General features: G+C 60.3%; 11 protein-coding genes. 8 read left to right on the top strand and 3 right to left on the bottom strand.

Annotation, left to right across the window (positions count from 1 at the left end; translation table 11 throughout):
* Window positions 1-74: 74 nt before the first annotated feature.
* Window positions 75-293, top strand: coding sequence for a hypothetical protein (locus AC1VVM_RS21285; protein WP_482956381.1), 219 nt, complete (start codon window positions 75-77; stop codon window positions 291-293).
* Window positions 290-430: a hypothetical protein gene (locus AC1VVM_RS21280; protein ID WP_482956380.1), complete on the top strand. Its 141-nt coding sequence runs from the start codon at window positions 290-292 to the stop codon at window positions 428-430. The genes AC1VVM_RS21285 and AC1VVM_RS21280 overlap by 4 nt, the downstream gene beginning before the upstream one ends.
* A 325-nt stretch (window positions 431-755) precedes the next feature.
* On the opposite strand, the gene AC1VVM_RS21275 is transcribed toward AC1VVM_RS21280, so the two are convergent.
* Together AC1VVM_RS21275 and AC1VVM_RS21270 are read right to left on the bottom strand one after the other, a co-directional pair.
* Window positions 756-1,946: an ATP-grasp domain-containing protein gene (locus AC1VVM_RS21275; protein WP_482956379.1), complete on the bottom strand. Its 1,191-nt coding sequence runs from the start codon at window positions 1,944-1,946 to the stop codon at window positions 756-758.
* A 17-nt stretch (window positions 1,947-1,963) separates the two neighbouring features.
* On the bottom strand, window positions 1,964-3,322 hold the full coding sequence (locus AC1VVM_RS21270; protein WP_482956378.1) for a pyridoxal phosphate-dependent decarboxylase family protein: 1,359 nt from the start codon (window positions 3,320-3,322) through the stop codon (window positions 1,964-1,966).
* Window positions 3,323-3,788: 466 nt separating this feature from the next.
* On the opposite strand from AC1VVM_RS21270, the gene AC1VVM_RS21265 reads away from it, so the two are divergent.
* Window positions 3,789-5,201, top strand: coding sequence for a hypothetical protein (locus AC1VVM_RS21265; RefSeq protein ID WP_482956377.1), 1,413 nt, complete (start codon window positions 3,789-3,791; stop codon window positions 5,199-5,201).
* A 528-nt stretch (window positions 5,202-5,729) separates the two neighbouring features.
* Window positions 5,730-6,608, top strand: coding sequence for a DUF481 domain-containing protein (locus AC1VVM_RS21260; RefSeq protein WP_482956376.1), 879 nt, complete (start codon window positions 5,730-5,732; stop codon window positions 6,606-6,608).
* A 78-nt stretch (window positions 6,609-6,686) separates the two neighbouring features.
* Here the strand turns inward: AC1VVM_RS21260 and AC1VVM_RS21255 are convergent, their stop codons facing one another.
* Window positions 6,687-7,778 (bottom strand): BamA/TamA family outer membrane protein, encoded by a 1,092-nt coding sequence (locus AC1VVM_RS21255; protein WP_482956375.1) that lies wholly within the window; start codon window positions 7,776-7,778, stop codon window positions 6,687-6,689.
* A gap of 645 nt (window positions 7,779-8,423) precedes the next feature.
* Here AC1VVM_RS21255 and AC1VVM_RS21250 point away from each other — a divergent pair.
* The 4 genes from AC1VVM_RS21250 (at window position 8,424) to AC1VVM_RS21235 (ending at window position 13,751) form a co-directional block, all read left to right on the top strand.
* Entirely contained in the window at window positions 8,424-9,734 is a 1,311-nt protein-coding gene (locus tag AC1VVM_RS21250) for a DcaP family trimeric outer membrane transporter (RefSeq protein ID WP_482956374.1), read from the top strand.
* 104 nt (window positions 9,735-9,838) lie between these two features.
* Window positions 9,839-10,792: a glutaminase A gene (gene glsA, locus AC1VVM_RS21245; protein ID WP_482956373.1), complete on the top strand. Its 954-nt coding sequence runs from the start codon at window positions 9,839-9,841 to the stop codon at window positions 10,790-10,792.
* Between the two features lie 118 nt (window positions 10,793-10,910).
* Window positions 10,911-12,449 carry a hypothetical protein gene (locus tag AC1VVM_RS21240; protein WP_482956372.1) on the top strand — a complete coding sequence of 513 codons (1,539 nt, stop codon included), beginning with the start codon at window positions 10,911-10,913 and terminating at the stop codon, window positions 12,447-12,449.
* Window positions 12,450-12,464: 15 nt separating this feature from the next.
* On the top strand, window positions 12,465-13,751 hold the full coding sequence (locus tag AC1VVM_RS21235) for an amidohydrolase family protein (protein WP_482956371.1): 1,287 nt from the start codon (window positions 12,465-12,467) through the stop codon (window positions 13,749-13,751).
* Window positions 13,752-13,886: the final 135 nt, after the last annotated feature.

Here is a 13,886-nt window from a genome sequence, read left to right as displayed (position 1 = left end):
GCCGAGGGTTTGTTGAGCTCGATCCCTCCGCGCATCTGACAGGTGCGCTCAAGGCGCGTCCCAAAGTGCGGCACATGGCGCGGCTCCCACTGCAGCAACTTCCCGAACTCGTGCACGCCATTCAAAACTATGACGGGGAAGAGGATCCCCGGCGCCACGAGATTACGCGGGAGGCGATGCTGTTCACACTGTTGACCTGGTGCCGGACAAGCGAGACGCGCTTTGCGGCCTGGATGGAGTTCGAGGACCTCGGCGGCCACAACCCGCTCTGGCGTATTCCGGCGAGCGCATGAAGATGGACCGCAAACACCTTGTGCGGCTTTCGGCGCAAGCCGTCGCACTATTGCGCCGCCGTATGCGCACGGCCAACCGCGACGATCTCGTGTTCCGGGGGTCCAAACCCGGCAACCCGTTCTCTGATCATGATTGACGTGGCTATTCCGGCCTACACCGAGCGAATTGCAACGCCCCTCATCCCGTTCGTTCGAGTGACACCGAGCCTCTCCTAAAACATGCCATTCCCGCAGTGCCGGCTCCGGCCGAGTCCAAGGGCCGTGTCGTCGGACGAACCAGTTTGTCCCCGTCAAGTCGCTGACCCGAGGCCGAAAACGACCGCAAGGTGGGACGAAGCCGCCGTTTGCAAGCTTTATGGTGAAGGTCAGTTCCTGCCGGAATCAGACTTTCAAAGATTTTTGGAATTCCGAGCGGAGGGCGTAAATGTATCTCGCCCTCGCTTTCACATCGTTCGCGCAAAGTTACTGACCGTGACACATTTTACGGAGAAACGCGATGAATGCGTCGAACAGTCTGGTCATAGGCACCTTCTTGTATGCGAACTCGGGTGCGTCCTCCATCGAATGGACAATCATCGCGACGTCGGCTTCGAACAGCAGCAGGCGGCCGTCGGACGTTTCACCGCAATCGATGCCGAAATAGTCCAGTCCAATCCGGTCGCAGAGACTGTCGAAGGCGCGTGTGTGGCGCGCGGCGAAGTCCTGATCAAACGCTGCCATGAATGCCGCTTCCTCGTCACGGCGCCCCGCATTCTCGGCCATGCCGGCGCTCATATAGTGGACAATCCAATGGTCCGAGACCGCGAGATGGCTGATGTAGGGTACGCGGTCGATGAACACGATCCGCTGCTTGCAGAACAATCCGTCGGGGCCGCTATAGTCGATGAAGTCGGCAACGTAGAATTGCTCCTCGGGATGGCGCGCCAGATAGTCGGCGAGCTGTTCCGGGTTCTCCACTTTTTCCAGGCCGATCCCGGCCTGCGTACCGGCTGGCCGGATCGTGCTGGGAAAGCGCGGCGGGTCCAGCGCGATGTCCGCGCGCGTCCGGGATCGCGTGGCAGGGGCCAGGATCTCCGGCACGTCGGCGAGCGCGGTAGCCACGCCGTCGCGCGTCAGGTTGGCGATATTGATAGCGCGCCCGTTGAGGATCGGACGCGGCCATTGCGCGGCCAGACGGTCGATCCGGCGCAGCAGCGCCTGGCTCTCCGGGGATTCACCCGCCGCGATGATCGCAACGTCATGCTCGGGGAACGGCAGGTCGAGCGGATTGTCCGCCTCGAGATCGAGATAGGCCGTGATCAGCGTGACGTTCGAATGTTCGAGCAGGAAATCGAGCGGAGTATTTGCGGTCAGATCGCCAGGAGCGAGCAGCGCCAGCACGCGGATGTCCGATCCGTCGCCATAGACGTTTTCGAAGATGCGCTGCTGCGCGATCGCCTGCGCCTGAAGCGAAAGACCTTCCTCGCGATTGCCGATGAACTGGATAAGAAACGAAAGGTCCAGCATCGCGCCGGCATCGATCGTCTCTGATGAGATCCGCCCGATCATCGTGTCGACGAGCTCGGAGAGATCCTGCTTGTTTTCGAACATGCGGCCCAGGCGCGCGGGCCCGAGCGTGGCAGGCAGGCTGCGGGTGATGGCGGAATGGATCACGGGATTCCTCCGAATGGTCAGGCGGGCATTGCAAGGAGCAGGTCGACAAGCGCGTCGACATCGGCTTCGCTCGTGCGGTGATTGACGAAGGCGGCGCGGATCGCAGGGTGCCCATGGATCCGGGTCAGCGACGGCGCGACACGCCCGCCTGCCTGCAGCCGCGCGACGGCAGCTTCATTGCGGCGGTCGGCATCCGGGCCAGTGAAGCCGAAACAGACGATGTTGAGCTGGACCGGCGCCATCAGGCTCAGCCCCTCGGCAGCGGCGATCCGCTGTTCCAGCCGCCGCGCAAGATCACATGACCGCGCGATGGACTCGCCGATCGCGGCCAAACCGTAGGTACGGAGCGTGAACCAGGTCTTCAGCGCGCGAAAGCCGCGGGAAAGATCCGGGCCATAGTCGCAGGGCCAGTGCGCGCCGCTCGCCATGCCGTCCGTCGCCCGCTGGAGATAGGGCGCGTCTGCGGCGAAGGTTGCGCGGTGGATGGCCGGGTCGCGGCACAGCAGGAAGCCTGCATCGTAGGGAACCTGCCCCCATTTGTGAAAATCGAACGCCAGGCTGTCCGCCTGCTCGATGCCGGCCAGGCGCGGGGCGAGTTCGGGCGCCAGGATCGCTAGCGCCCCAAAGGCGCCGTCGATGTGCAGCCACAGTTTTTCTTCGCGCGCCACCGCGGCCAGTGCGGTCAGGTCGTCGGTTGCACCGATATCGACCGACCCCGCGGTCCCGACGATCAGAAAGGGGGTCAACCCGGCTGCGCGATCGGCAGCGATCGCCGCCCGCAAGGCCGCGACATCCATCCGGTGCTGATCGTCGACGCCGATGGCGCGGAGGGATTCCGAACCAAGCCCCGCCATTTCGAACGCCTGGCCGACGCACCCATGTGCCGCCCGGGACGTGTAGCCGGTCAGCGTCCGCCCCGCTGCCGCGATGCCGGTGTGTCGCGATCCGGTGCCGAGCGCCCGCGTCCGCGCGATCAGCACGGCCATGAAGTTTGCGATCGACGTCCCGGTCACGAAAAGGCCGCTGGCATCCACGGGAAAGCCGAACAGTTCTGCCATCCACGCCGTGATCTGGCGCTCGACATGGATTGGCATGTGCTCGCGCCCGCCGAGATTTGCATTCAGGCCGGCTGCGAGCATTTCGGCGAGCATGCCCACCGGGGTTCCTCCGCCCTGCACCCATCCCAGAAAGCCGGGATGCGCATTGCCGCTGCCATACGGCAGGATATCGTGGAGGAAGTCCTCATGTACCACTTCCAGCGGCGTCGGCTGCGCGGGCAGGGGCCGCTGCATGCGTACGCGCGCCGGTTCCGGAATGGGTTGCCAAAGAGGACGCTCGCCCACGGTTTCCATCGCGTCGAGAAGATCGTCGAGCATCTTGTGCCCCTGCGCCCGCAGCGCCGTCCAGTCCCCCGGATCGAGCGACACCCCTTCCACGGCAGCCGCGGCGCCAGGATGCCCAGCAGACGGATGGGATCGCGGGATATCGGCCGGAACAGGGGTAGCAGAGAACGCGTTCATGCACCCCATTATAGGCGCCCACTGGATGGCTTGGTTAACCGGCGCGTATTTCGGCGGATCCTTTCCGCACAGCGCCCGCCAAAAATTGGGCGCATCCAGGCGCCGCCCGATCTGCCACCGCGCTATGATGGAGAATGCGTTGGCAACGCGTGCGCTGCGACCTCCGCCGGGGTGATGCCCGCGTGGTTTGCCCGATGGAGTTTCGATAATGACAGCGGTCAGCCGGGTCCCGGCCCATCTTTGCGAGGCCTTTCCTCCCGCTAGGGCCTGCCTGGCCGATGCGCTTGCCCAGGGTGGAGACGGTCGCATCACGCTGGACCCGGTGACCGCCCGCAACAGCTATGGCTGCATCGCCGAACCGGATCCCGATCTGGTGCGGCTCGGCTCCTCCACGGCTTCCACGATCGGCTCCGCGGGCTTTGCGGCCGCCGAGCAGTTGCTCGAAGGTCTCGGGCTCGACACCCGCGGCGGGTTCCGCCGGGGGATCGCGGCGGCCGCAGCCGCCCGCATCCGGCGCGGCATTCTCGATCTCGCCGGCGTGGAGCGAAACTCGGGGGTGGAGGCCATTCTCGCCGCGTCGGGCACGGATGCGCACCTGATCTTCACCCAGATGACGCTGCATCGCCCCGGCGCCCCCTGGCTGGTGCTGATGCCCGAGCCGGCCGAATCCGGCAGCGGCGTGCCCGGCGCGCTCGCCGGCAGGCATTTTGCCGGCCATGCGGCCATGGGCGGTGATGTCACGAAGGGCACGCTGGTATCGCCGTGCGCACCGATCGAAACACGGCGCTATGCGCTCCGCGAACCAGACGGATCGGCTCGCAACCTGGCGGAAATCGACGCCGAGATTACGGCCGCGATTGTCGAGGCAGTGGCGGCGGGGCGCCGCGTCCTGCTCGTTGCTATCGATGTTTCAAAGACGGGCATCGTCGCACCCAGCCCGGGTTGCGTGCTGGCATTAAGAGCTGCGCATGGCGACGCGGTAGAGGTGCTAGTCGACGCCTGCCAGTTCCGCCTCTCGCCGGAGCGGTTGAACCGCTATCTCAACGGCGGCTGTGCCCTGGCGATCACCGGCTCGAAGTTCATGGGCGGCCCGATCTTTTCCGGCGCGCTGCTGCTGCCCTCGACTGTGGGGACAAGGCTTCGCGCGCTGCCGATGCCGCCGGCGCTGGCGGGCTATTCTGCGCAGTGCGATTGGGACGAGGCATGGCGGGCTGCCGAAACGCTGAGCGCCCCCACGAACACCGGTCTGCTCTTGCGGTGGGAAGCGGCGCTTGCCGAGATGCGCCCTTACGGCAAGCTCGACGAGCAGGCCACGCGCGCCATCGCTATGAACTTCGGCCAGGCCGTGCTGGCAGCCATGCAGTGCAACCCGGCGATCGAACCGGTGCTGGACCATGTCGATCCCCGCGCGCTCGGCGACGGCATCGGCGAAGACGTGCGGACGATTTTTCCCTTCTACCTGGTACGGCAGACCGGCACCGGGCAGCGCCGTGCAACGATGGAGCAGACGCGGCAGGTGTACCGCCAAATGCCGGTTCCTGCGGGCACATCGCGGCACTTGCGGCGGCGTTTCGAACTTGGTCAGCCAGTCGCCATGGCGCACGGCGAAGGCGCTCTGCGTTTGTCCTTGAGCGCGCCGTTGATTGCCGAGGCCCACCGACGTGGGGAGAAATGGCTGCGCGAGCTTGCGTTGGATGCATTCGCTAAAGCGGCGGAGATCTCCACAATGCTTTAGAGGAGCAGGAGGCACGATAGGGTCAATGACCTGCCCGCCGAAAGGTCTCTCAGTCTGATGTAGAGTCTGCCCACGAGTTGATCCGACACCGAGCGAATAAATTATAGAGTCCGTTCGCTGCGCGTGACCGCCGGCGAGATGCAGGCGAGGGCGCCGCTACAGTAATACGATCTGCTTCTGTTACCCGCCAAGGCGAAGCCGATGACAGGTCGCTTCATCACGCTGCCCGTTTCAATCCCGCGCCAACGAGCACCTGCGCGACTCGCAAAATACATGATCCCATATGCATACTTGTCAATAATGCATCATTAGATAAATAGTCGCGTAGAAAATTCAAAACAACATTCGGAACATGCTATGCCGTCGATGAGGATATTCTGAGATATCCAGAGATAACTAACTCCGGAGAAGGACCGCTCCGGGGAGCATTTATGCATTAACCGAAAAATATCCTGACAGCCTGCGCCTCCGCGAGAGTTCATCAAGATGGCAGAGCCATTGCGGGAAGGCGTATGGGAGGACACGTTCATGCGTATTCCATTCCCCATTTTGCCGGTGATCCTGGCGCTTTGCCCTGTGGCAGCGATGGGGCAGGACTTGCCCGCCGGCCTGGCCGAACTGCTCCGCGAGGCAAATCCGCAGGAAAGGGAAACGATCAAGAACGTAGCCAAGCGGCGCTATCCCGCGCAGCGTCAGGCCATCGACGATCTAATCGAGCGGATCAAGGACGAGGAAAAGGCGAAAACCGGAAAGGCCAGCATTGTCGAAGGGTGGACCGGTGAAGGCTCGCTGGGCGGCAATATTGCATCTGGCAATACGGATGAATGGAATTTCACCGCGGCGCTCAACGTAAACCGCAAGGGCCCCCATTGGCAGCACAGGATCGAAGTCCATGTCGACCTCAGCGACGCTGACGGAACCCGGACGGAAGAGCGGCTCTCGACGGCCTATCGCGCGCGGCGAGACTTCGATAAATCGCCGTTCTTCCTGTTCGGCGCGCTCAGCTACGATCGCAACCAGTTCCAGGGCATCAACCACCGCATCACGGAATCCGCAGGCGGGGGCTATGAGATTATAGACAACGACGATCTGGATTGGGATGTCTACGCAGGCCCCGCCTTGAGGCAGACGGATTTCACGGATTCCACTTTCGTCGATCAGCTAGGCCTGTTCGTCGCGACCGACTTTAAATGGGAAGTCACTGACACCCTTACCATTCGCGAATATGCGGGCACGGTGCTTGCGAGGCAGAACAAGACTTTCAAGACGACCACGTCTCTGACGAAAAATCTATACGGCAAATTGTCCGCGAGAGCTGATTTCACGGTCGATGCAGAAACCAATCCGCCCACCGGTTCGCAGGAGACCGACCTCTATTCGACGATCAGTCTGGTTTACGACTTCTGATCAATTCGGATCCGGCCATTATCCCGGCCCGCCCAGACGCCGCCAGCGGCAGTCGAGTGCGATCATGTGGCTTCGGTCTCAGAACACTTCGCCGATCCCGAAGTAGATCGCATGGGAATCGCGGCCTATGGCAAAATCGAGCCGGAGGTTCGTGCCGGTCGATTGGGATGCCTTGTATCGCAGGCCCATGCCGGCGCTCGGGAGGAACTTGCCCTTGCCCAGATCGCCCAGGCTGCCGGCAATGGTGCCGGCCCCGGCGAAGAATACGGCGCCGAATTTGCCGCCCAGATGCTGCCTCCATTCGACCTGTGTGGTCGCCATCGCGCCGTCGCGGTAGCGGCCCATCTCATAACCCCGAAGATCGCCATTCTGACCGTACATGCAAAGGTCGTAGAACGGGCCGTTGTCGGACACGGTGCAGAGGCCGCCATGTATTGCCAGAGTGCCGCTCGACGTCAGTGGGAAGTAGCCGTTGGCCGAAAGCCTCCACTTGTTGTAGGTAAAATCGCTGCCCAGGCCGCCCGTATTGAAGATGCCCACCAAAGTAATGTTGGCACCCTTTCGCGGCGCGAACTGATTGTCCCTGCTGTCATAGGTTATTGACGGGCCGATCCCGGAAATCCGGCTGTTCAGAAGATTGTCCGGAAGGTTGAGATCCGGAAAGAGCGGGTTCTCGCGCTGGATGCTCTGTTTCAGGTCAAGGAACTGGAAGCGCCCGCCGACATAGAGATTTGGGGCAATCCTGTATTGGCCCTGCGCGATGAGGATGACACCCTTGTCGTCCAGTTTGACCGAGACATTGCGGTCGCCCGCCGATGCGCCGATGCCATAGAAGTTGAGTTTGAGATTGGCGTAACCGCCGAACGCCAGCACCTTGATGCGGTCGTCGTCCAGCGACATACTGTGGAAGGCGGCGGCGCCACGGCTTTTGTTGCTGGTGTAGAACGCGCCTCCGCCGGTGACCCAAGGCTGACTGGATCCATTTGGATTGTAGAATAGTACCGCGGCCAGTGTGAGCCCGGTTCCGATCGTCGGGTTCGACATGGGGATCGGCACTACAAGGAGATCGGGCTTAGACGCCTTGGCAGGTTCGCCGCTGGCGTCAGTCCGGTCGGACGAGATGGCCGTAGTAACCGTTGCCTCATTGTCTGCCAGGCGATCGAGCGGCACGCTTTGGGCATGGGCAGAAGGTGCCAGCCAAAGGATCGATGCAAGGACAAGGAATGCGCGAAGCGTTGACGCAATTCTTGTCGAGAGCCGCCGGCAAAGAGGCTGGAACCGATGCGGCCTGTCTGATACTTGCGGGTTTGCGGTCTTCATCTGGTCTGCACCGACGATATCCAGGGCGTGACGGGCCGTAGATGTGCTCAACGTGGTTAGGCTGCGCTACGCTTGATTGCGGCATGTCTTTTACCGACGAAGGTCGTGCAGGCGGCAAACGCGGGCAATGCCTCGTCGGATCGGGGACTGGACCAGCAAGACTGTCAAGCGATCAGACTAGCTTTGGGGCTTCGAAGTCTTGCCGGACCGGTGGGGCATCGGACGTACATTCGTATGAATCGAGAGATGGCATCGGCGCATCAAGAGCCGGGCCATCATCGATCCAAATTAGTATTCGTGGGGCTAAATTTTATTTCTAAGATAGAACATCTTTTGGCGTCAGCAACTAAGGTATCTCCGCCATTATTATCGAGGGGAATCACGGATACAATAAATCACGCATCCCCAGCAAATTGCTGAACATTGCTGGCACGCTTCGCAAGTCGACCGTGATGGGCGGAACTCGGAGCTGGCAGCAAAAAGGGGAGAAAGCAGATGAGTGGAGATCCTCGTCTCTCGCCTGGCAGAGCCAGAGCGAAAGTCGTAGCACGGTCCCTGGTACCCGGAGCGCTCGCGGCATTCTGTTTCGCCGTCTCCACGCCGGTGCTGGCACAAGACGCCTCATCTTCCCAGGACTCCAAGGTTGATTTCGAAGTCTATGGTTTCGCGCAGTTCGACGGCATCGTGGATATTGATGGCCGGATGAATCCCGACTGGAAGGATGCCTTCCGCCCCTCGCGCATTGCAACGCCCGAAGGACAGTTCGGATCGAATGGCGAAACCTCATTCTCGGTCAAGCAGTCCCGCCTCGGCGCCAAGGCCAACGGTGAGGCTCTGGACCACCCTTGGGAAGTCAAGTTCGAGTTCGACATGTTCGGCGTGGGCGACGATGCCGGCAAGACTGCCGTTCGCCTGCGTCACGCTTATGGCAAATGGGGGCCGGTCCTGGCCGGCCAAACGAATTCGGTATTCATGGACGGGGACATCTTTCCCAATGTGATCGATTATTGGGGCCCGGCGGGGATGGTGTTCCTCCGTACTCCTCAGCTCCGCGTGACATTTGTCGACAAGAACGGGTTCCAGGCCATGGCCGCGCTGGAACATGCCACCAATGACGTGGACGCAGGTGGCATTCGCCTTATCGACGAAAGCTTGTCCAGCGACATCAGGGGCAAGAACGAATTGCCCGACCTGACTGCCGCAGTGCGGTACGGCGGGGATTGGGGGCATGTGCGACTTGGCGGAATTCTCCGCAAGATCAGCTATGAAACCCCCGGCCAACCGGATTACAGGCCGAAAGGCCACGAACTCGGCTGGGGCCTGAATTTCACCGGCTCGTTCAAGTTCGCGGACATGGCGACGTTCCGTGGCGGCGTGGTCTACGGCGAAGGTATCGCCTCCTATATGAACGATGGCGGCATGGACCTTGCGCCGTCGGCGGAGCCGATCGCGATTCTGCCGATCGTACCGCAACCGCCGCTCCGGAATCTTCTCATCCTCGAGGCGAAGCCGGTACCGTTGCTTGGCATTTCCGCCTATGTCGACTTGAATTGGACCAAAGAACTGTCATCCTCCTTTGGTTATAGCCAGACCAGCGTCGACAATACAAATTTCCAGACGGGGGATACTTTTCACCGGGGCCAATATGCCAGCGGCAACCTGCTGTGGGCACCCATTCCCCGGATTTTGACCGGGGCGGAGTTTCTCTGGGGACAGCGCGTCAATGTAAATGACGACAAAGGGAAGGACTTCCGCGTGCAGTTCTCGTTCAAGATCAGCTTTTCGAGCAAGGACCTGAAACTCTAAGCGGCCTTGAAAGGGAGTGCACAGAGATGGAAAACTTTCGATTTAACCGTCGTGCAATGATGGGCGGCATTGGAGTTGGTGTTGCGGCGCTTGCTTTTCCCCGCGTGGCGAGCGCAGCCCCCGGCGGCAGTCCCGATTTTGCCGGAGCGGTCAACGCCGCCTATAACAAGTATAAAACCCTGAGCGAGGGCAAGAACGCCGACTATATCCCGGCGCTGGCCAAGGTGAATTCCAACTACTTCGGCGTTGCTATGGCTGGACCCGATGGCAAACCCGTTGTTGCCGGCGATACGCAGGAACAGTTTTCCATACAATCGATCTGCAAGGTCTTTAATGCGGCGCTGGTGATGCAGGAATCCGGGGACCAGAAGATCGAGGACAGCGTCGGTGTCGATGCGACCGGTCAGGTCTTCAACTCGATCGACGCCGTCGAGCAGCATCGCGGCAAGGAGATGAACCCCTTCGTCAATCCAGGCGCCATCGCGACGGTCGGAAACATCAAGGGCGGTTCCCCGGACGAAGTGTGGGGAAAAATCATCGGGCTCCATTCCGATTTCGCCGGTCGCAAGCTCGAGGTGAACCAGGAAGTCTACAAGTCCGAGAGCGACACGAACCAGCGGAATCGCGCCATCAGTTCGCTGATGTCGGCCTATGAACGCTTCCCGATGGACCCGGCGGTTGCGGTCGATCTCTATACCCGCGCCTGCTCGATCAACGTATCCGCGCGCGATCTCGCGATTATGGGGGCGACGCTGGCCAATGGCGGCAAGAACCCGGTCACCGGCAAGCAAGTCATTGACCGCAGCCATGTTCCCGGCCTGCTCGCCATCATGTCGACGGCGGGCATGTATGACGATAGCGGCAAGTGGCTCTACCATACCGGCCTTCCCGCCAAGAGCGGTGTCGGCGGGGGCATTCTCGCCGTGTCGCCGGGCAAATTCGGTATCGGTACTTTTTCGCCGCCGCTCGATGCCGCAGGTAACAGCGTCCGCGGACAGAAGGCGATCGCGGATGTTTCCAACGCCCTGGGCGGCAACCCCTATGCGCAGTTCGGATGAATGCCCGCCGCGACGGGCGGCCCGGTGGTTTCAACCGGATTTTTGTCTGCGGAAATCCCGGTGCAGGGGAAAGCTGTAGTGCCGCTCTGTGCGAAGGGCGCTGAGCTTCCGAGCGATAATGGGTGATCTGGTTCTCAGTGCCTCGGCCATCCTGCTGGCATCCGCGTCCCCGGCCGCACGGTCGGACACGGTACCGGCGGCCGAAGAAGCACCCGCGCGCAAGCAATCGGTTGAGGAGCGGCTTCGCGCTCTGGAAGTGCGACAGAGCCAGTTGGAGCAGGAACTTCGCGAGCGCGACGCCCGCATCGACGAACTGGAGGGGCGCGGCAAGCCGGCCCAGCCCCTCAGTCAGGCGCTTGCCGGCGACCCGTCCGTCCGGCAGGTCCTCGCGCCGGAAACGACCCTGTCGGCCGCCGACACCGCAAAGCATAGTGCGATCGGCCAACCCGCCCAGGAAGCACATTGGGGCACCTACGAGGGCAGTAAGGGATTGGTGCTGACGCGCACGGATCAGGGCGAACTGGATTTCGCCGCTTTTTCCTACGCCCGTTATTTGAACTCCACGGGTCTGAACAAGACCTATACGGATTCGTTCGGTCGCACTTTCAATCTGGATCGTCGTAATGACGTTCAGCTTCAGAAGATCACTCTGAACTTCAAGGGGTGGCTGTTTGATCCGAACTTCCGGTATCTGCTCTACGCCTGGACTGCCAATACCAATCAAGGGTTGGGCGCGCAGGTCGTGCTGGGCGGCTATCTGAGCTATCATTTCAACGATGCGATCAGCGTTGCGGCCGGTGTCGGCTCTTTGCCTAGCACACGGACGACCAACTGGACCTTCCCCAACTGGCTCAGAAACGACAATCGCACGATGGCAGACGAATACTTCCGCGCATCCTATACCATGGGCATCTGGGCCTGGGGCGAGATCGTGCCGCGCGTGAAGTATCGCGCCATGATCGGCAACAATTTGAGCCAGCTTGGCGTGGATGCGGTGCAATTGGACAATGGGTTCAATACGGTGTCCGGCGCTCTGTGGTGGATGCCCACGACGGGTGAATACGGCCCCGGGGAGGGCTTTGGCGACTTTGAATCGCACGAGGCACTCGCCACCTTGTTCGGCGTCCACTTCACGCACAGCCGCGAAGATGCGCAGAGCCAGCCGGGCACGGAAAGCTTCGAGAACAGCCAGATCCGTCTGTCAGATGGGACGCTGCTTTTCTCTGCAGATCCGTTCCGCACGGGCGGGCACGTCAAGAAGGCAACTTATGCCATGCTCGCGGTCAATGGCGGGTTCAAGTATCGCGGCTTTTCTCTGGATGGTGAGTATTATTTTCGCTGGGTCAATGACTTCGAGAAGGTTGGCTATATTCCGGTGAACAGCCTCTATGACACGGGCTTTCAGCTTCAGGGCTCGGCAATGGTCTTGAGCGAGAGGCTGCAAGCCTATGCTTCGGGTTCCATGATTTTCGGCGAATATGGCGATCCATGGGACCTCGCGCTCGGCGTCAACTGGTATCCGTTCAAGCGCCGCGAAGTTAAGATCAATGCGCAGGCGCTCTACATGTATCGGTCTGCGGTGGGCTATTCCAGCGTGCCTTATCTGGTGGGCGGTACCGGATGGGCTTTCTCTACCGATATGATCCTGGCATTTTGATGGACCCCGAACGGTGTGAAAAGCGTAATTCTCGATTTATACGGCAAAGCCGGTTTGCTGGATACCATTGTCGAACGTCAGAACTTTTTTTTGATGCGATTTGATGCCAAAAACAGAGAGGCTCACCCTATGTTAAGGATGACTTCATCCGCTCGCTTTGGCTTGTTGACGCTCGCGATGGCCATTTTGGCAACCGCGGTGGGCAGCAAATCCGTTGCGGCAAAGCCTCAGCGTATTCCGTTGGCGTCGCTTGGCCCGCCGGCAACCCCGGCACAGATGGCGCGGCCAAACCGCCCACTTTCCTCATTTGAGAAAGGCAAGCCGCAGGATTGCTACAATCGCAAAACGGAATCTTATACTGCCCTGGTCGATGCCCATTTCCATCCCCGACCCTTTGGTGGTCAGGCAATACCACCGACGCAGCTTTTCGATTACTTCGACAGACTGGGCGTGCGCTTCGTCAATTATTTCGGGATCGGCCAGTCGCTCGATATGCGATCGTCCTGCACTTATTATCTGGATTGCCCGGGCACGGCTGCACTGCCGAGCATAAAGAACGACTTTGTGAATGGACAGGAGACGAAAGTCTTCCCTCACCCGAACGTCAACATCACCCTGTCGATGAGCTTCCCCGATCTCGCGCATCCGGAAAATACAGTCCAGACGATAGAACTGTATGACCGCGAATTTCCAGGAATGTACAAATGGATGGGCGAGGTTAACGTCGAAAAGCAGGCTCTGCTCAAAAACCTGCATGAACCCGCGACTGCGGAGAGCATCGCGAAATGGAAACCGTTCATGAAGTTGCTCGAAGAGCGCGGCATTCCCATCACGCTGCATTCGGACCTCGGCAACGACGCAAATCCGACGCAGTTCGTGCCGCTCATGCAGCAAATCCTCAAAACCTATCCCAATAACAAGATCGTGTGGGCGCACATGGGGCTCTCCAGGGAGTTGACCAAGATGGATCCCGCCCAGCATATCGCGATTATGAAGAAGGCATTAGATGCAGACCCCAATCTGATGCTCGATATCTCATGGGATGTTCTGTACGAAGCCTACCACGAATATGGTCCGCAGTTCGTTGCATTTTTTAATGCTTATCCTACGAGAATTCTCAATGGCTCTGATTTTGTTGCGGCAGGCAACAAGAGCTTTGAGCAATATGCTAAAGAGCTTGAGATCACCAGCCGCGTTAACCGCGTGCTGAACGACGAAGCTTTTCGCGACATAGCCTTGGGCGAGAATTACTTTCGGCTTTTGAATCTCAACTATACAGCGCCGGCGATTTGCAAATCATGAGTATGTTCGCATAAAATTGGGCTAGAGCATAATCTGATCGGACTGGATCAAGGAGGATTCCCAAATCGATAAAAGTCTGAATCATGTGTAGACCTTATGGCAAGGGCTTTTTGTCGGTATGGATTTGATCGGTTG

The sequence above is a fragment of the Novosphingobium sp. BL-S-33 genome, from assembly GCF_056857025.1.
The sequence above is the reverse complement of the archived record's forward strand: the minus strand, read 5'-3'. Positions and strand labels throughout refer to the sequence as shown.

What these genes read in the sequence shown, in the direction of transcription:
- AC1VVM_RS21285 (WP_482956381.1), top strand. Translation starts at nt 75, where the DNA reads ATGGCGCGGCTCCCACTGCAGCAACTTCCCGAACTCGTGCACGCCATT.
- AC1VVM_RS21280 (WP_482956380.1), top strand. Translation starts at nt 290, where the DNA reads ATGAAGATGGACCGCAAACACCTTGTGCGGCTTTCGGCGCAAGCCGTC.
- AC1VVM_RS21270 (WP_482956378.1), bottom strand. Translation starts at nt 3,322, where the DNA reads ATGCTCGACGATCTTCTCGACGCGATGGAAACCGTGGGCGAGCGTCCT.
- AC1VVM_RS21260 (WP_482956376.1), top strand. Translation starts at nt 5,730, where the DNA reads ATGCGTATTCCATTCCCCATTTTGCCGGTGATCCTGGCGCTTTGCCCT.
- AC1VVM_RS21250 (WP_482956374.1), top strand. Translation starts at nt 8,424, where the DNA reads ATGAGTGGAGATCCTCGTCTCTCGCCTGGCAGAGCCAGAGCGAAAGTC.
- AC1VVM_RS21240 (WP_482956372.1), top strand. Translation starts at nt 10,911, where the DNA reads ATGGGTGATCTGGTTCTCAGTGCCTCGGCCATCCTGCTGGCATCCGCG.